Below are 17,555 nucleotides of genomic sequence, written 5' to 3' on the forward strand. Positions count from 1 at the left end.
TCACGTACTCACGCGGGGTTCAGGTCGGCGGCCCGCTTGAGCACGGCGGCGACGTGCCGGGTCACCTCCTCGTCGGCCTGCCGGAACGGCGCCGCCGCCGTGTTGTGCTCGATCACGCCCAGCTGCACCAGTGCTTCCTTCACCACAGCGAGGAACTGGGCGGTGAAGCTGCCGCCGGGGATCGGCCGCCAGTACAGGTCGAGCAGGGTGGCGATCTGGCCCTGCACCGCCGAGGCCCGGACCCAGTCGCCGTCCGCGGCATGATCACAGAGCGCGACGTGGTAGGCCGGGAACACGTTGGACAGCCCCGGCACACAGCCAGAACCGCCGCCGAGCAGGAACCCGTCGATGCACTCCTCCGAGCCGGTGAAGTGCGGCACCTCCCGACCAAGATCACCCAGCGCAAGATCACGGAGCGCCGCGCTGCGCAGCCGGGCGGCACCGAGGTTGCCGCTGGAGTCCTTCAGCCCGACGATGATCGACTCGCGGACCAGCCGGACCACCAGCTCGACGCCGAGCGACACCTTGACCCGGCTCGGCACCTCGTACGCGAGCACCGGAACCGCCGCCGCCGCGGCCACCGCCGTGAAGTGGCCGACCAGTTCGTCGGGCGAGTGCTCGAAGCCGAACGGCGCCGACACCAGCAGCGAATCCGCACCGAGGGCCGCGAAGTCCGCCGCGTCCCGGACCGCGTCCGAGGTGCCCAGCGCCGCCACCCCGGCCAGCACCGGGACCCGGCCGGCCGCGGCCTCGACCACCGCCCGCACCGCGTCCCGCCGCTGGTCGGCGGACAGGGCGGCGTTCTCGCCGGACGAGCCGAGCACCAGCAGGCCGGTCGCGCCCGCGTCGATCAGGAAGCGGCCGAACTCGGCGGTCGACGCGACGTCGACCTCACCGTCCGGCCGCAGCGGCGTGATCATGGGCGGGACCACGCCGCCGGTCGGTACGGCGCGCAGCGCTTCGGGGGCCAGCACGGGAGAGGTCATCGGTTTCCACCTAGGTTCGGGGTCTCGGGGGAGTGCTCGGGGCACACCGACACCAAGGGGGTGCCGGCGGTGATCTTGGCGGCACGGCGCAGGAAGACGACCCGGCCGTCGGCGGCGGCAAGCACCGGCGCCACGACCCGGTCGGCGAAGTCGATCACTCGGCCGATCCGGTCGCCGGCCCGGACCGGGTCCAGCAGGTCCACCTCGGCGAGGAAGTAGCCGTCCCGCTCGGCCGGGGTGAAGGTGTCGGTGTCGCCGGAGCCGTGCAGCCACAGTCGGAGCGGCAGCGCGGGCGGCACCGTCCCGGCCGGCAGCAGTCCCCACGCCTCGGCCACCCGCAGCACGCCCTCGCTGTACGCGGCGATCACCGGATCGGCGAGCACCCCGCCGGTCCGCGACTCGACGTACATCGCCGGGATCCCCAGCTCGGCGGCCGCGCTGAGCGTGCGGCCGGCTCCGACGGCCGGATGGGTCCAGAGCACCTCGAGCCCGAACGCCCGGGCCATCGCGGTCGAGCGCCGGGCGACCGGGCTGTCGTCACCGTACGCGCCGGCGAAGAACGGCAGATCCGCGTCCGGACTGGACGTGTGCAGGTCGATCAGCCCGTCGGCGCCCATGATCAACTCGGTCAGCACCAGGTGCGCCAGTCGCTCGGTCGGGCTGCCCGCCGGGTCGCCGGGGAAGGTCCGGGCCAGATCGCGACCGTCCGCCGGGCCGGTCCGGACGAATGCGGCGTGCGCCGCCTCGTGCAGCACCGGGACGACCTCGAGGCTGCCCGCGAGCAGCGGCCAGGGCTGCCGGGTCAGCCGGCCGGCGCCGACGATCCCGCCGATCTCGTTGCCGTGCACGCCGCCGACCACGAGCAGTCGCGGCCCGGGCCGGCCGGAGTCGAGCCGGTGCACGGTGACCCCGATCCCGGGCTCGGGCTCACCGATCCGTCGCGTCGTCCAGTCGATCATGGTCGTCCTCCGCCATCGTTGATCAAGGACGCCAACTCGTCGCCGATCCGGTCCGGCGTGATCACCGGCACCGTTGCGGCACTGGCCAGCCGGTCCAGCGCCGCGGTGTCCTTGTGACCGGCCCCGGTGGCGATCACCACGACGGGCTCGGCCCGGTCCAGCCGACCTGCCGCCAGATCGGCGATCACGCCGGCCAGCGCGGTGGCCCCGGCCGGCTCGACCAGCAGCCCGGCGTCGGCCAGGATCGCTTGTGCGGCGAGGATCTCGGCGTCGTCGGTGATCACGTCGTGGCCGCCGCTGTCCCGGACCGCGGCGACCGCGCCGGCCGCGTCGTAGAGGACCGCCATCTGCAATCCGGAGACCGCCGTCGTCACCGGATGATCAAGTCCCTCCGGATGGCCGGCCAGCGCCCGCCGCAGGGAGGCGCCGCCGCTCGGCTGCACGCCGACCAGCCGCGGCACCGCGCCGAGTTCGGCGAAGCCGCGGTGCAGCCCGGTCAGCAGGCCGCCGCCGCCCACCGGCGCGTAGACGACGGCCGGCTCGGGCAACTGCTCGGCGAGTTCGTACGCGATCGTCTGCACACCGGTCATCGCCTCCGCCGCATAGTGGAAGCCGGTCAGCAGCGGATAGCAGCCGAGCCGGTCCGAGACCTCGGCGATCCGGTCGGCGATCTGCCGAGTCGCCGCCGCGTCGTGACCGATCCCCGTCACCCGGCGGGCCACCCCACCGACCGCGACGATCTCGCGCAACTTCGGCGCGACGATGTCGGCCAGCGTGAACAGGATCGCCCGCGACCCGGCCGCGGCCGCATACGCCGCAGCCGCCGCACCGCCGTTCCCGGAGGACGTTCCGACCGCGCCGGCCAGACCACGTTCCTTGATCAACGTGTACGCCACCGAGGCGACCCGGGCCTTGAACGACCCGGTCGGGTTCCGGTCCTCCGCCTTGAGCCAGAGCCGGTCCAGCCCGATCCGGGCGGCCACGGTCCGGCTCAGGTCGACCAGCGGCGTGTCGCCCTCACCGAGAGAGACCGCCTGATCGGGCCGGCGGACCGGCAGCCGGTCGGCCCACCGCCACATCCCGCCGTTGATCATGAAGCGGTCCGTTCCGGCAGCCGGGCCGGCTCACCGGCATAGTGACAGGCCGCGGTCGTGCCGGAACTCGCGATCAGCTCCGGCAGCTCAGCGGCGCAGCGGTCCGTCGCCTGCCAGCAACGGGTCCGGAAGGCGCATCCGGACGGCAGGTCCAGCGGGTCGGGCAGGTCGCCCTGCAGCCGGATCCGGAGGTTGCGGCCGCGTTCGGCCGGGTCGGAGATCGGCACCGCCGACAACAGGGCCTGCGTGTACGGGTGCCGGGCCCGGTCGAACACCTCCGCCGTGCTGCCGTGCTCCACGATCCGGCCCAGGTACATCACCGCCACCCGGTGCGCCAGCTGCCGTACCACCGCGAGGTCGTGCGCGACGAAGAGGTACGACAGCCCGAGCTCGGACTGCAGCCGGCCGAGCAGGTTGACCACCTGGGCCTGCACCGACACGTCCAGCGCCGACACCGGCTCGTCCAAGATCAACAGGCTCGGCTCCAGGGCCAGCGCCCGGGCGATGCCGACCCGCTGCCGCTGGCCGCCGGAGAACTCGTGCGGATAGCGGGAGATCAGCTCCGGCCGCAGCCCGACCAGGCGCAGCAACTCCCTGACCCGGTCCCGCCGACTCGTCGCCGTGCCGACGCCGTGGATGATCAACGGCTCGGCGATGATCTCCCCCACGCTGAGCCGCGACGGCAGCGAGGCGTACGGATCCTGGAAGACGAACTGGAGATCACGGCGCAGCCGGCGCAGCGAACCGGCGTCCAGCGCGTGCACGTCCCGCCCGGCGAACCGCACAGTGCCGCCGGTCGGCCGCTGGAACCGCATGATCGTCTTGCCCACGGTGGACTTGCCGCACCCGGACTCGCCGACCAGGGCCAGCGTCTCGCCGCGGCCGATCGAGAACGAGACCCCGTTGACGGCGTGCACGAACCGGCGCGGCCGCCACGGCGCTTCGCGCTTCACCGGGTAGTGGACGACCAGGTCGGTGACCTCGAGCAGCGGTTCGGTCATCAGGCGCTCCGTCCCAGCTCGGCCGGCTCGGTCTCGGCCTCGAAGTGGCAGGCGGCGGCATGGCCACCGTCGATCATGATCAACTCGGGCCGGCTGAGACACGCGTCCCGTCCGGCCGAGCGGTCGCACCGCGGCCGGAACGCGCAGCCCTCCGGCAGCCGGGCCGGGTTCGGCGGCTGGCCGGGAATGGCCGGCAGCTCGGCCCCGGCGACCGCGGCCAGGGTCGGCCGCGAGCGCAGCAGACCACGGCTGTACGGGTGCCGCGGGTCGTGGAACAGCTGCGTCACCGTACCCTCCTCGACCACCCGCCCGGCATACATCACGACGGCGCGGTCGGCCACCTCCGCGATCACGCCGAGGTCGTGGGTGATCAACACGAGCGCGGTGCCGGTCTCCCGCTGCAGCTCCTGCAGCAGGTCGAGGATCTGCGCCTGCACGGTGACGTCCAGCGCGGTGGTCGGCTCGTCGGCCAGCAGTACGGCGGGCCGGTTCGCCATCGCCATCGCGATCATGGCCCGCTGCCGCATGCCGCCGGAGAACTCGTGCGGGAACTGGTCGGCCCGCCGCGCCGCCCGCGGGATCCCCACCTGGTCCAGCAGCTCGACGACCCGCGCCCGCCGGCCCCGGCGCCCCAGCCCGCGCGAGTGCCGGCGCAGGCTCTCGTCGATCTGCTGGGCGATCGTCATCACCGGGTTGAGCGCGGTCATCGGGTCCTGGAAGATCATCCCGATGCCGCCGCCGCGGACCTGCTGCAGCCGGCGTTCGGAGGCCTTGATCAACTCCAGGTCGCCGAACCGGACGGAGCCGGACACCACCCGCCCGTTGGCCGGCAACAGCCCGAGCAGGGAGAGCAGGGTGATGCTCTTGCCGGAGCCGGACTCGCCGACCACCCCGAGCGTCTCGCCCGCCGCCACCGCGAAGCCGACCCCGTTGACGGCCCGGACGGTCCCACCCGCGGTGTCGAACTCGGTGGTCAGGTCCTCGACCCGGAGCACCGGCTGTCCGGTCGTCTCGGCCGTCATCGCTGCCCCTGCCTGGGATCGACCGCGTTGCGCAGTCCCTCACCGACGAAGTTCACGGCCAGCACGGTGATCGCGATGGCGAGCCCCGGCGGCAGCCACATCCAGGGCATGCTCTCCAGGATCGCCAGCGACTGGGCCTGGTTCAGCATCGAGCCCCAGCTGGACGTCGGCGGCGGCACCCCGAGGCCGAGGAAGGACAGCGCGGCCTCGAGCATGATCACGGTGCCGACCATGCCGGTCGCGACCACGGTCGCCGGGCCGAGCACGGCCGGCACCACGTGGCGGCCGATGATCCGGCTGTTCCGGGCACCGAGGCCGGTGATCGCCAGGATCGAGTCCTGCTCCCGCAACGCCAGGGTCAGCCCGCGGACCACCCGGAACCCGCCGGTCCAGTCCATCAGCGCGATCACGATGATCATGGCCGGCAGGCTCGGCCCGATCAGCGCGGCCACGGTGATGATCACGATCAGGGTCGGGAACGCCTGCGCCACCTCGGCGATCCGGCACAGCACCGCGTCGGCCCAGCCGCGCAGGAAGCCGGCCAGCGCCCCGAGCAGGACGCCGACCACGGTCGCGGTCAGCGCGGCGGCGAGTCCGACCAGCAGCGACACCTGGCCGCCGACCAGCAGCCGGGCCAGCACGTCGCGGCCGGCCGAGTCGGTGCCGAGCCAGTGCTCGGCGGTGGGTGGCCGGCGGTACTGGGCCGGGTCGACCGCGTTCGGGTCGATCCCGTAGATCAACGGTCCGCCGAAGGAGATCACCACCATCGCCGCGAGCACCACCGCGCCGGGCAGGGCCAGCCGGTAGCGCAGGAACCGCTGCCAGGCGGCCCGGGCCGGCCGGACCGCCGGCGGCGCCAGCTCGTCGACGTCCTCGGTGCCGGATCGTACGGCTGCATCGCTCATGATCAACCCCACTCTCCTACAGCCGGATCCGCGGATCGATCAGTCCGTACGTGAGGTCGGCGACCAGGTTGCAGACCAGCACCAGCACCGCGGTCAGCAGCACGAACCCCATCAGCACCGGATAGTCCCGATTGGCGATCGCGTCGACGGCCATCCGGCCGGTGCCCGGCCAGGCGAACAGCTGCTCGATGATCACCGCGCCGCCGAACAGCCCGGGAATGCTCATCGCGACCACCGTGACCAGCGGGATCAGCGCGTTCCGCAACCCGTGCCGGAGCACCACCCGGGGCCGGGACAGGCCCTTGGACCGGGCGGTGATCAGATAGTCCTGATCAAGGACGTCGAGCATGCTGGACCGCGCCCAGCGGACGTAGCCGACCGCGCCGGCCAGCCCGAGGATCCCGGCCGGCAGCACCAGATGCCGGAACGCGTCGCCCCAGCCGCCGCCGGGGGTGTTGATCCCGGCGGTCGGCAGGACGCCGAGCCGCAGCCCGAACACGTAGATGCAGACCATGGCGACGAAGAAGCTCGGCACCGAGATCAGGATCAGGCTGAACAGCAGGATCAGGTAGTCGGTGGCCGTGTTCTTCCGCAACGCCGCGACGATACCGCCGGTGATCCCGATCAGCAGCGAGAGCGCCGTTCCGGCCAACATCAGGTAGGCGGTCGCGCCGAGCCGGCCGGCGATCAGCTCGCCGACCGAGCGACCGGAGGTGATCGAATAGCCGAGGTTGCCCTGCAGCACCTGGCCGGCCCAGGCCAGGTACTGCACCGGCAGCGGCTGATCGAGGCCGAGCTCCTGCCGCAGCGCGGCCATCGCGGCCTCCCGGTCCCCGGCGAAGTTCAGCGGATCGAAATACATGCTGACCGGGTCCCCCGGGATCGCCCGGGTCAGCGCGAACAGCGCGACGCTGATCCCGACCAGCGTGACTGCGCTGACTCCGAGCCGCCGGGCCACGAACAAGATCACGAGGCGAGGTCCCAGTGGTGCGCCGCAGCCAGCCCACCCAGCGCCGGGTCGAAGCCCTTGACCCGGCCCGTCGAACCCCACGGCTGATTGGCCACGAACAGCGGCATCGCCGGCTGGTCGGCGTTGAGGATCCGGGCTGCCGCCTGGTAGTGCTTGGCCCGTTCGTCCTGGTCCGTGGTCGCGATGCCGGCCTGCAGTTCCTTGTCCAGCTGGGGATTGCAGTACTTGGACAGGTTCAGGGCACCCTTGCAGGTGAACCGGACGTTGATCGTTCCCGGCTCGCCCGGGGCCAGCGCCAGCACGGTGATCAACAGGTCGAACTTCTCCTGCTCCACCAGCTTGGTCAGCTCGGCCGGCTGCAGCGGATGCAGCTTGGCGTTGATCCCGACCGCCTGCAGCTGGCCGGCGATGATGTTCATCACCGCGTCCCGGTCGGCCTGGCCGGGGACGATGTCGAGGTTCACCACGGTGTCGGACTTCCAGCCCGCCTCGGCCAGCAACTGCTTGGCCTTGGCCGGGTCGTAGTCGTAGTTGATCAGGTCGTCCGGCACCGCCCAGTCCGGCTGGTACAGCATCGACTGCGCGACCGTACCGTTGCCGGCCAGCACGTTGTCCACGATGGACTGCCGGTCGATCGCGTAGAGCACGGCCTGGCGGACCTTGGGATCGGCCAGCTTCCCGCTGTTCAACGCCGTGTACAGCGACATCACGGCCGTGCCCGGCGCCTTCTGGACGGTGATCTTGCCGGTCGCCTCGACCGAGGCCACGTCGGCCGACGCGAGCTGGGCGATGTCGATCTCCCCGGTCTCCAGCTGCGCGCGGGCGACGTCGCCGGCCAGGTACTGGGCGTACACATGATCAAGCGGGTGCGGCTCGTCGCTCTCCGGATTGGGGACGAACTCGAGCTGATCATCGGTCACCCAGCGCCCGAACACGTACGGCCCGATGCCGACCTTCGGCTCCCGGAATTCCTTGGCTCCCTTGAACTTCGCCCGGTCCAGCGACCCGTACACGTGCTTCGGCACCATCAGCAGCGGCACCAGGTTCGCCAGGAACGCGGCGTTCGGCTCGGCCAGTTCGATGATCACCGTGTGCTCGTCCGGTGCGGTGACGCCGGACAAACCCTTCGCCTTGCCGGCCTGGAACTCCGCGAAGCCGGCCACCGGCGCCAGCTGCCCGCTGAAGATCGACTTCGTCTTCGGGTCGGCGTAGCTCTCCAGGCTGAACAGCACGTCGGCCGACGTGAACGGAGTGCCGTCGCTCCACTTCGTGTCCTGCAAGGTCAGCGTGTACGTCTTCGCGTCCGCCGACGGCTCCCAGGATTTGGCCAGGCCGGGCACGAAGGTCGCCCGCTCGCTGCGGATCAGCGACCGGAAGTGCAGCGCCGAGATCTCACCGTCCGCGCCCTGCAAGGCATTGAACGGATCGAAGCTGGTCGGCGCCTGGTAGAGGTGATAGCGAAGATCACGACTGGCCGACGAGGAGCCGGCACCCGGTCCCGGGTCGGGCTCCGCTCCCGGCGGGGCGCAGGCGGTCAAGGCCAGCGCGGTCAGGGCCAGCGCGGTCGCCAGGCGGGCGGCGATGCCTTTGCCCCTGCGCGCGGTTCCGATCATGGAAGCTCCTTCGAGTACGGCCGCGCGGGCGAAGGCCACGGCAACCGGGTACGGCAACGAGCAGACAACGACGGCTCTCGTCGAGCCGGATCTCCGACGGTCCTGCGACGGCCGGCGGTGGCCGTCGCTTCCGTACCTAGGATTGTAGGATGTTGTACATGCTACGAGCCGGGTCAACCCCGGTCAAGAGATCGATGCGACGGAATCAGGAGTCGTAGTCGCCGCGGAGCATCGGCCCGAAGTGCTCCCGCATCGCCTCGGCCGCGGCCGCCCCATCGCCGGCCTCGAGGCCCTCGAGGATCGCCCGGTGATGCCGCGGCGCCAGGGCCAGATCGGGGCCCGGCGGCTGTTCCTGAGTGATCTCCCGGGTGCTGTCCCAGAGCGAGCGCAGGAACCCGATCAAGACCCAGTTGTCCAACGGACGATAGAGAATCTCGTGGAAGCGCCGGTCCGCGTCGTAGGCCCGTTGATCTTGCTCCGCGGCCGCCTCGATCTCCTCGATGCTCTCCCGCAGGTCGGCGAAGTCGGCCTCGGTGAGCCGGCCCGCGACCTCGGTGACCAGGCCGGCCTCGACCAGGCTGCGCACCTCGGCGATCCGGCGGATCACATGATCACCACCGTCCCGGCTGAGCAGCTTGCCCCAGAAGGCGAGCCCGTCGGCGAGCCGCGGCAGCGACACCTCGGCCAGGTACGCCCCGTACCCGTGCCGGATCTCCAGGATGCCGAGCGACTGCAGCGACCGCATCGCCTCCCGGATCGCGTTCCGGGAGACCCCGAGCGCCTCGCCGAACGCGGCCTCGGTCGGCAGTCGATCACCCGACTGGAAGCCGTGATCGATGATGTAGGCCTTGAGCAGGTCCTCGACCTTCGGCGGCGCGGGCCGTCGGTACGAACGCTCCTCTGCGGCTGCACCAGACACGGAACGACCCTAACACCATTGTCGGAGGTACCACGTCCCACAAAGTGGTCCTGATCATGGACACCGACGAAGCCGCACCCTTACCGTGTCGCAGATAAAGAAACGTTCATCCCACTAGATGAACCGTTCTCAGGAGCCTCGATGGCGACACCCACCGAACCGACGATCCTTCGTGATCATGGTTTCGCCGACCTCAGCCGGGGCACGCTCGGCAACGCCGGCCAGAATCTCTACGTCTCGCGGGCCGGTGTGCTGCAGCGGATCGCGTACGCGAGTCTGACCGGCAGCGGCTACGTCGACCTGCCGTTCGCCAACTCCCACGACGACGGGGTCAGCCTGCCGGCGTACCTCTATCTCGATCCGCTGAACTCCGGTGAGCGGCTGGAGCTGGACACCTTCGGGGCGTACGCGGGCGCGGCCGGGGATCTGACCGGCGACGGCTACGACGACCTGGTGATCGCCAACCAGTACGACGGCGCGACCAACGAGTTGTACGGGCAGGTCTACTTCGGCGGTCCGGACGGCTACCGGCGGAAGCGGATGCTGCAGCTGTGGGCGCCGTCCAGCAAGGACGTGGTGATCGGCACCTTCGCGCCCGGCGCGCGGCCATCGATCCTCTTCGTGTCCCGGGAACGGCTGCGCCGGTTCGACCAGGATGATCATGGCTTCGCCGCCCGCCGGTTCGATGATCTTGCGCTGCCGGACGGGATCGAGTCGATCACCGCGGGCGATCTGGACGGCGACGGCGTCGACGACCTCGTGGTCCGCTCCCCGGACGGCCGGGTCCGGATCCTCTGGGGCGGGCCGGGTGGCCTCGACCCGGACCGGAGCACCCTGCTGCCGGCCGACCTGACCGCCGGGCCGCCGATCGAGACCAGGATGGACACGGCCGCCATGGGCGCCGCGGCTGCCGGCGAAGGGCTCGGCGCGACCGGACTGTTCGTCGACCGGCCGCCGACCGCGAGCCGGCTCAAGATCATCTCGCTGGCCGGCCGGAACCAGCTCTTCCTGTGCCCCGACGCGACGACGTCGTTCGTCGCCTTCGATGCGGTACGGGAGCCGACGGTCACCCTGCGCCTGGACAGCGGGCCGGTGATCAGCGCGGCCGTCGGCGACGTCACCGGCGACGGCCGCCCCGATCTGGTGCTGGCGACCCGGCAGGTCGTGAACGGGAGCGAGTGGTCGCTGTTCCACGGTGGGACGGCGGACGAGGGCTTCGCGGCCGAGCCGATCATGATCGAGACCAGGTCCGCCAACGACGTCGTGATCGCCGACCTGGACGGGGACGGGCGCGGCGAGGTGATCGTCTGCCAGGACCAGCTGCCGGACTCGTACACGCACGAGTCGTTGATCTTCGCCGGCACCCCCGCCGGACCGGCGGCCGAGCCGCGCCGACTGCTCACCCACTGTGCCCTGGACGTCCTGATCATCCGCTGGCCGCCGGACGGGCGGCCGAAGCCGATCTTCGTCAACCACCTCAGCAACACCGTGCGCGGCAACGTCAACAGCGTGGTCTATCTCGGCGGTCCGGACGGCTACGCGGCGGACCGGAAGCTGGAGTTCCCCGGCTGGGCCGCCACCGAACTGAAGTTCGTCGACTTCACCGACTCCGGGGCGCCGGACGTCTACGTCGCCAACTCCAACGAGAACTGGCTGGACGTGAGCAACGGCTCGTTCGTCTACTACCGCCGCGGCGACGCGTTCCCGATCACCGACCGGGTGGAGCTGCCGACCGAGCACAACATGTCCGGCGTGGTCGCGGACCTCGACCGGAACGGCTACCTGGACCTGATCACCACCGGTTGGGGCCAGGACGAGATCGTGATCTTCCGCGGCGGCCCGGCCGGCTTCGGCGCGCCGGAGCGGATCAAGCTCACCATCGACGGCCGGACCTACGACCAGCCGCGCTATCTCAGCCTGGCCGACCTGAACCGGGACGGCTGGCTGGACCTGATCATTCCCGAGCTCGGCCGGCACGGCGGCGTGATCATCCTGTGGGGCGGGCCGGACGGCTTCAGCGCCGAACGGTCGACGGTGCTCGACTGCGGGACGGCGGTCTCGTCCCGGGTGGCGGACCTGGACGGCGACGGCTGGCTTGACCTGATCATCGGCGGCTTCAAGGGCGACGACCCGCGGGACGACTACCGCACCTTCGTGTACGTGTACTGGGGCGGGCCGGACGGCCTCGGCAACGACCGCCGGACCCAGCTGCCGGCCAACTTCCCGGTCGACGTCGGCGTCGCGGACCTGGACAACGACGGCCGGCTCGACCTGGTCGTCACCAACTACCACGGCCACCAGAACCGGGACCTGGACAGCTACATCTACTGGGGCGGCCCGGACGGCGACTTCCACCCGCACCGGATCACCCGGCTGTTCCACCACTCGGCCTGCGGCGTGCTGCTCGCGGACTTCGACGAGGACGGCTACGTCGACCTGGCGATCGCCAACCACAAGACCTACGGCAACCATCCGGGCGAGTCGTACGTGTGGCACAACGGGCCGGACGGCTTCTCGCCGGACCGCCGGACCACGCTGCCGACCGCCGGCCCGCACGGGCTGAGCCATCTCGACTTCGGCAACGTCTACGACCGCGGATCCAAGGAATACTTCGAATCCCGCGTCCTCGAGTTGGACCGACCCGGCACCTGCACCGGACTCGAGTGGACCGGCGACGTGCCGGCCAAGACCTGGGTGACCGCCTGGCTCCGCTCGGCCGGTTCGCCGGATGATCTTGCTCGGTCCCCCTGGATCCCGATTGGGCCGACGCCTTCGATCCCGGTGCAGCGCTTCGTCCAGTACCGGCTCGCGCTCGGCGCCACCAACAGCGTCGCCACCCCGCGGCTGACCGGAGTCGAGCTCATCGTCTCCGCGGCCGCGCCCTGACCCACACCCGACCCGCAGGAGTGATCATGGCCGCACCGGACAGGTGGCCGCGGGGGCGCCGGGCACGTAGATCCCGGAGCCGGGCACCAGGCAGTCGGCGATCATGGCGCTGATGGTCGGCCCGAAGACCGCGGAGATGATCATGGTCAGCACGGCCACCGGAATCCCGATGATGGCCGGCACGTTGACGTAGCCGGCGCGGTGCGACCTGATCACGGCGCCGACGCAGCAGGCCAGCCCGATCAGCGAGAAGACGAACGCCAGCACCAGGCCGACGATGCCCATCACCTGACCCGGATCCCGGTCCGGCCTGGCCGGCGGACCCGCGGCCATCCACGGTGGCGCGGGAGGCTGGGCGCCTGCCCAGGCCGGTCGTTCGGTCCAGGCCGGCGGCCCGGACTGCTGCGACCAGGAGCGTACGTTCGCCGGATCCGGCTGCTGCCACGGCTGAGTCTGGTGCCCGTACCGCGGCACGGGACCGTAGGTCACCCGTGGCGGGAGCGCAGAGGGCGCCTGCCATGGAACGTCTGGTTGGGACATCGTTGCTCCCGCGGTGACATCGTGCTGGTAGTCGAAGCGTCGCACGACGCTGTCGTCTCCGTGGCCCGTTCGGCAGAACCGTTACCGGCGGCTGGGTGGCGACAGCGGCAGGTCCAGCCAGGCCAGGCCGAGATCGCGGTGCAGATGATCTTGGCTGTCGCCACCGGGCCCGTCGTAGAGGAGGGCCAGCCGATCCCCGTACCTGATCACGGTCGGCATGCCGAGGCACCGGCTCGACCAGGAGCAGTTCGCGCCGTCCAGGACGACCGCCTTGTGCTCGGGATTCCATGATCGCGGATCACGGCTCCAGTAGACCCAGATCGCGTCGGTGAACTCGGCGCCCCGCTCGTCGATGCCGACATGGTTGGTGAACAGGAACCACGTGTCGAGGCCGGGTTCGTAGTGCAGGGTGGAATTCTCGATCTGTTCGGCCGGCGGCAGGATCGGCTCCGCGGACAGCTCCCAGCGGCCGCCGAGGTCACGGGTCCGGGCCAGTCCGAGGGTCCGGAGCGGCCGGTCACCGCCGGCCGAGGCGGAGAAGAACTGCAGGAACTCGCCGTCGAGTTCGATGATCGCGCCCGGGCTGGCGGTGTCGGCGTAGTAGGTCCCGGGCACCGGCCGGAACGGGATCAGCTCCGGCGTCTTCCGCCACGGACCGGCCAGCTGATCACTGGTCGCCGCGCAGGTCAGGTACGGGAACGCCGGGATCCGGCCCGGCGGCGGGGTGGCGTTGGGCGAACCCACGTAGAACATGTGCCAGCCGTCGTCGGCCCGGAACACCCACGGCGACGAGGCGGTGGCCGAGTCGTCGGCCCCGGGCGGGCCGAGGTCGAGCACCGGCCCGTGCTTGGTCCAGTGCACCAGATCGGTGCTGGTCGCCAGGCAGGCCAGCCAGCCGGTCGGCCCGGCGCCGTCGTAGAACAGATGGAACACTCCGTTCTCGACGGCGATCGACGCCTCCCGGGCGCCGAGGGCGTCCCAGGGATCGCCGTGTCGCAGCACCACTCCGTGATCATGGGCGGGCAGCCGCAGCCGGCAGCCCGGCCGGCCGTCCGGGTAGTTGATCATTGCGGCGCGCCGCGGCCGCCCGGTGCGGTCCAGCGCTCGCGGAGCAGGTGGGCGGCCGCCTTGGGATCGAGGGACCGGGTGAAGACGCCCTTCTTGTTGCCGTCCACGCGGTGGATGCCGGGGGCGGTCCGGAAGTCGGCGAAGTTCCAGACCTGTTCGCCGACGAAGCCGTCGATCCGGTCGAAGACGCGGTGATACATCCGGAGCAGGTCGGCCTGGTACTCCTCGGTCCACGGCACGTCCCAGACCGAGTGCAGCCCGGGCATCGCGTCCGCCCCGTACTCGGTCATCATGATCGGCTTGCCGTGCCGTTCCACCCAGCGGCGCAGATCGGCCTCCAGGTTGACCTCGGCCGACGCCAGGTCGCCGTTCGCCACATACCAACCGTGGTAGCGATTCAGGCAGATCACGTCGAACAGGTCGGCGATCTGATCTTGGTCCGGTCCGGCGAACATCACGTTGGCGTACGTGATCGGCCGGGTCGGATCGAGCTCGCGGGCGAGCGTGCTGAGCGGCTCGAAGTAGGCCCGGGCACCGTCCTCCTGGGAGGCCGGCTCGTTGGTCAGGCACCACATCACGACGCTGGGATGGTTCTTGTCCCGGGTGATCAACTCCCGGATCGCCTGCGCGTGCGCGGCCCTGGTCTCGTCGTTGATCGTCTCCGGCGAGAACGTCGGCAGCGGCGGCCGTCCGGTCAGACCGCCGCCCATGGCCAGGTTCAGGCCGACCGCGGCCGTCTCGTCGATCACGACGATCCCGTGCCGGTCGGCGAAGTCCAGCACCTCCTCCGCGTACGGGTAGTGCGAGGTGCGGAACGAGTTCGCCCCGATCCAGTCGAGCAGCTGGAAGTCGTGCACCAGGTAGGCGTCGTCGTGGCCCTTGCCGCGCACGGCCGAGTCCTCGTGCTTGCCGAATCCCGTGAAATAGAAGGGTTCCCCGTTGATCAGGAACTCGGTGCCGCGCACCTCGACGGTCCGGATCCCGACCGGCACCGGGTAGCTGTCGAGCACCTCCGTGCCGTCGACGAGGTCGACCAGCAGCGTGTACAGATAGCCGGCGCCGGGCCGCCACAGGGTCGCGTCGGGCACCCGCAGCTCGCCCCGCGCCCCGGCGCCCTCGGTGACCTGATCACCGGCCGCGTCGAGCAGCCGGACCCGGATCTCGGCCGAGCCCTCCGCCTCGACGGCGTAGCCGACGACGCCCTCGGCGCCCTCGACGGTCGTCGTGACCGTGATGTCGTCCAGGTGCACCGCCGGCACGCTGTGCAGCCAGACCGACCGCGGCAGGCCGGCGTAGTTGTAGAAATCGTGCAGGTAGGTCTGCCGGCGTCGGCCGTCGACGGTGGTGTCGACCCGGCCCGGCGGGATCGTCGTGTTGGACAGCTCGCCGCTGACCGCGATGCTGAGCCGGAACTCGGCACCCGGCCGGACCAGTTCGGTGATGTCCGCCTGGAACGGTGTGTAGCCGCCGGTGTGCTCGGCGACCAGGATGTCGTCGATGTAGACCCGGCCTGCGTGGGTCGCGGCGTCGAGCCGGACCAGCACCCGCTCGCCGGTCCAGCCGCGCGGCACCCGGACCGTCCGCTGGTACCAGACCCAGCCGACGTGATCACGGATCGCCGGATCGACGAACAGGTCGTTGTAGCTGGACGGCACCGCCGCCTCCAGTCGGCCGGCCAGCGGCCCCCGCCACGGCTCCGACCCGTCGGCGGGGTCGACGGCGAACCGCCACAGGCCGTCCAGCTTGATCGTCTCGCGGGTCGCGGTGTCCCGGGGCCTGAGCATCGTCGCGTCCTCCTCGTCGTGGGCGTCCAGGACACGGTACGTGACCGTCGATGATCACCACCATGTCCCGGCAGGAAGGACGAGACCGCCGGCGGCGGTCGTGGCCTGCCTACCATGCTGCGGAGATCCGAGACCCGGAGGCATCCGATGGCGCAGTCAGAGCAGACCACGGCCCGCGACACGACGGCATCGGCGGCGACCAAGATCACCAGGGTCGAGTTGATCATGTTCAGCTACCCGATGGTCGGCGTCGCCGGCGGCGTCGACCAGCCGGGCGTGACCAGCCACCGGAGCCGGATGGCCGTGTCGATCGAGACCGCCGACGGCGCGGTGGGCAGCTACGTCGGCGGCCAGGCGAACTCGATGGCGCAGGCGGCCGCGTGCGCCAAGGCGGTCCTCGGCCTGGACTGCTTCGCCCGGGAACTGGCGTACGAACGGATCCGGCGGCAGCTCCGCAAGGAGGACCGGATGGGTGCCGGGGTGATCGACATCGCCCTGTGGGACCTGGCCGGCCAGCGGCTCGGCGCCTCCGTCTCCGCCCTGCTCGGCGGCGGCCGGGACCGGTTGAAGGCCTACGCCAGCACCTGGTTCGGCGGCGACACCGGCGGACTGGCCAGTCCGGAGGCGTACGCCGACTTCGCCGAAGCCTGCTACGCCAAGGGCTACCGGGCCTTCAAGATCCACGGCTGGCAGGACGGCGGCATCGAACGCGACATCGCCGCCGTGCTGGAACTGGGCCGCCGGGTCGGCGACCGGATGGCGCTGATGCACGACTCCGGCTGCAGCTTCCGGACCTTCGCCGATGCGCTGGCGGTGGGCCGCGCCTGCGACGAGGCCGGCTTCTTCTGGTACGAGGATCCGTACAGCGACGGCGGGCTGGCCGCGCACTCGCACCGCCGGCTGCGTGAGTTGATCAAGACGCCGCTGCTGCTCGGCGAACACGTCCGGGGCCTGGAGTCGCTGGCCAATCTGGTGCTGGCCGACGGCACCGACTTCGTCCGCGCGGATCCGGACTTCGACATCGGGATCACCGGCACGATGAAGATCGCGCACTTCGCCGAGGCGCTCGGCCTCGATGTCGAACTGCACGCCCCGGGCCCGGCCCAGCGGCACTGCATGGCGGCGATCCGTAACTCCAACTACTACGAGCTGTCCATGGTCGGGCCGTCCGGCGCTCACTTCAGCGCCCCGGTCTACACCTGTGGTTATTCCGATCACCTGGACGACGTCGCACCGGACGGTACGTTCCCGGTGCCGACCGGGCCGGGCCTCGGCGTGAGCTACGACTGGGACTACATCCGCAGCCACGCCTCGGCCCAGCTGGTCGTCGAGTGATCACGACTGGGCGGAGCGGACCTCGCTGACGTACAGCGTGTTGCCGTCGGGATCATGGAAGTCGAACATCGGCGGCACCCCCGGCCAGGCCAGCAGCTCGTCCACCGCGACCCCCTGACCGGTCAGGTCGGCATGCAGCGCGGTCGCGTCCCCGCTGGTGAACCGGATCCCGGTGTCCACGCCGGCCGGCTTGCCCTCGCCCGCCGGGACCAGCGCCACCGTCGTCGCCGACCGCGGCAGCCCCACCTCGATCCAGCGGCCGCCGAGCTGCGGCATCGGGGTGTCGAGCAGCTTCTCGAAGCCGAGCACCTCGGTGTAGAACGCCAGCGCCCGGTCCTGGTCGGTGACCGGGATGCCCACGGTCCGTACGCTCTCCAGCCGCGCCTTCGACGATTCGTTCATGATCGTTTCCTCCTCGGTTTGGTTACCTACACCGTGATGACGACCCGACCACACCCCGATCGACAGGTTCG

The 17,555-nt window shown here is 71.0% G+C and carries 15 protein-coding genes; 2 read left to right on the top strand and 13 right to left on the bottom strand.

All coding sequences use genetic code 11. The annotated features are described in order from the left end of the window. Positions 1–8 precede the first annotated feature (8 nt). From ACFQU4_RS21040 to ACFQU4_RS21080, 9 genes are all read right to left on the bottom strand, one after another. Positions 9–986 (bottom strand): dihydrodipicolinate synthase family protein, encoded by a 978-nt coding sequence (locus ACFQU4_RS21040; RefSeq protein ID WP_377495560.1) that lies wholly within the window; start codon positions 984–986, stop codon positions 9–11. Beyond that, a complete protein-coding gene (locus ACFQU4_RS21045; protein WP_377495562.1) occupies positions 983–1,945 on the bottom strand; it encodes a succinylglutamate desuccinylase/aspartoacylase family protein in 963 nt (320 codons plus the stop codon). The genes ACFQU4_RS21040 and ACFQU4_RS21045 overlap by 4 nt, the downstream gene beginning before the upstream one ends. After that, entirely contained in the window at positions 1,942–3,039 is a 1,098-nt protein-coding gene (locus ACFQU4_RS21050) for a pyridoxal-phosphate dependent enzyme (protein ID WP_377495565.1), read from the bottom strand. The genes ACFQU4_RS21045 and ACFQU4_RS21050 overlap by 4 nt, the downstream gene beginning before the upstream one ends. Next, a complete protein-coding gene (locus ACFQU4_RS21055; protein WP_377495567.1) occupies positions 3,036–4,040 on the bottom strand; it encodes an ABC transporter ATP-binding protein in 1,005 nt (334 codons plus the stop codon). The genes ACFQU4_RS21050 and ACFQU4_RS21055 overlap by 4 nt, the downstream gene beginning before the upstream one ends. Beyond that, complete coding sequence (locus ACFQU4_RS21060; RefSeq protein ID WP_377495569.1) at positions 4,040–5,062, bottom strand: ABC transporter ATP-binding protein; 1,023 nt, start codon at positions 5,060–5,062, stop codon at positions 4,040–4,042. The genes ACFQU4_RS21055 and ACFQU4_RS21060 overlap by 1 nt, the downstream gene beginning before the upstream one ends. Beyond that, a complete protein-coding gene (locus tag ACFQU4_RS21065) occupies positions 5,059–5,967 on the bottom strand; it encodes an ABC transporter permease (RefSeq protein WP_377495571.1) in 909 nt (302 codons plus the stop codon). The genes ACFQU4_RS21060 and ACFQU4_RS21065 overlap by 4 nt, the downstream gene beginning before the upstream one ends. Before the next feature lie 16 nt (positions 5,968–5,983). Further along, positions 5,984–6,937 (bottom strand): ABC transporter permease, encoded by a 954-nt coding sequence (locus ACFQU4_RS21070; protein ID WP_377495573.1) that lies wholly within the window; start codon positions 6,935–6,937, stop codon positions 5,984–5,986. Continuing rightward, the gene (locus ACFQU4_RS21075) at positions 6,934–8,550 is read right to left on the bottom strand and encodes an ABC transporter substrate-binding protein (protein WP_377495575.1); all 1,617 of its coding nucleotides are present in this window, start codon (positions 8,548–8,550) and stop codon (positions 6,934–6,936) included. Before ACFQU4_RS21075 ends, ACFQU4_RS21070 begins: the two co-directional genes overlap by 4 nt. A 205-nt stretch (positions 8,551–8,755) precedes the next feature. After that, complete coding sequence (locus ACFQU4_RS21080) at positions 8,756–9,469, bottom strand: FadR/GntR family transcriptional regulator (RefSeq protein ID WP_377495577.1); 714 nt, start codon at positions 9,467–9,469, stop codon at positions 8,756–8,758. A gap of 141 nt (positions 9,470–9,610) precedes the next feature. On the opposite strand from ACFQU4_RS21080, the gene ACFQU4_RS21085 reads away from it, so the two are divergent. Continuing rightward, the gene (locus ACFQU4_RS21085; protein ID WP_377495579.1) at positions 9,611–12,355 is read left to right on the top strand and encodes an FG-GAP-like repeat-containing protein; all 2,745 of its coding nucleotides are present in this window, start codon (positions 9,611–9,613) and stop codon (positions 12,353–12,355) included. Between the two features lie 24 nt (positions 12,356–12,379). On the opposite strand, the gene ACFQU4_RS21090 is transcribed toward ACFQU4_RS21085, so the two are convergent. The 3 genes from ACFQU4_RS21090 to uidA all read right to left on the bottom strand — a co-directional run bounded on the left by ACFQU4_RS21090 (position 12,380) and on the right by uidA (position 15,747). Next, positions 12,380–12,844 carry a hypothetical protein gene (locus ACFQU4_RS21090; protein ID WP_377495582.1) on the bottom strand — a complete coding sequence of 155 codons (465 nt, stop codon included), beginning with the start codon at positions 12,842–12,844 and terminating at the stop codon, positions 12,380–12,382. 132 nt (positions 12,845–12,976) lie between these two features. After that, positions 12,977–13,963, bottom strand: a complete 987-nt coding sequence (locus tag ACFQU4_RS21095) for a hypothetical protein (RefSeq protein WP_377495584.1) — start codon at positions 13,961–13,963, stop codon at positions 12,977–12,979. After that, positions 13,960–15,747 carry a beta-glucuronidase gene (gene uidA / locus ACFQU4_RS21100; RefSeq protein ID WP_377495586.1) on the bottom strand — a complete coding sequence of 596 codons (1,788 nt, stop codon included), beginning with the start codon at positions 15,745–15,747 and terminating at the stop codon, positions 13,960–13,962. Before uidA ends, ACFQU4_RS21095 begins: the two co-directional genes overlap by 4 nt. Positions 15,748–15,894: 147 nt before the next feature. Here uidA and ACFQU4_RS21105 point away from each other — a divergent pair, with 147 nt between their 5' ends. Then, entirely contained in the window at positions 15,895–17,082 is a 1,188-nt protein-coding gene (locus ACFQU4_RS21105) for an enolase C-terminal domain-like protein (RefSeq protein WP_377495587.1), read from the top strand. On the opposite strand, the gene ACFQU4_RS21110 is transcribed toward ACFQU4_RS21105, so the two are convergent. Beyond that, complete coding sequence (locus ACFQU4_RS21110) at positions 17,083–17,484, bottom strand: VOC family protein (RefSeq protein ID WP_377495589.1); 402 nt, start codon at positions 17,482–17,484, stop codon at positions 17,083–17,085. Positions 17,485–17,555: the final 71 nt, after the last annotated feature.

This window comes from Microlunatus sp. GCM10028923, assembly GCF_042666975.1.
Taxonomy (GTDB): Bacteria; Actinomycetota; Actinomycetes; order Propionibacteriales; family Propionibacteriaceae; genus Microlunatus.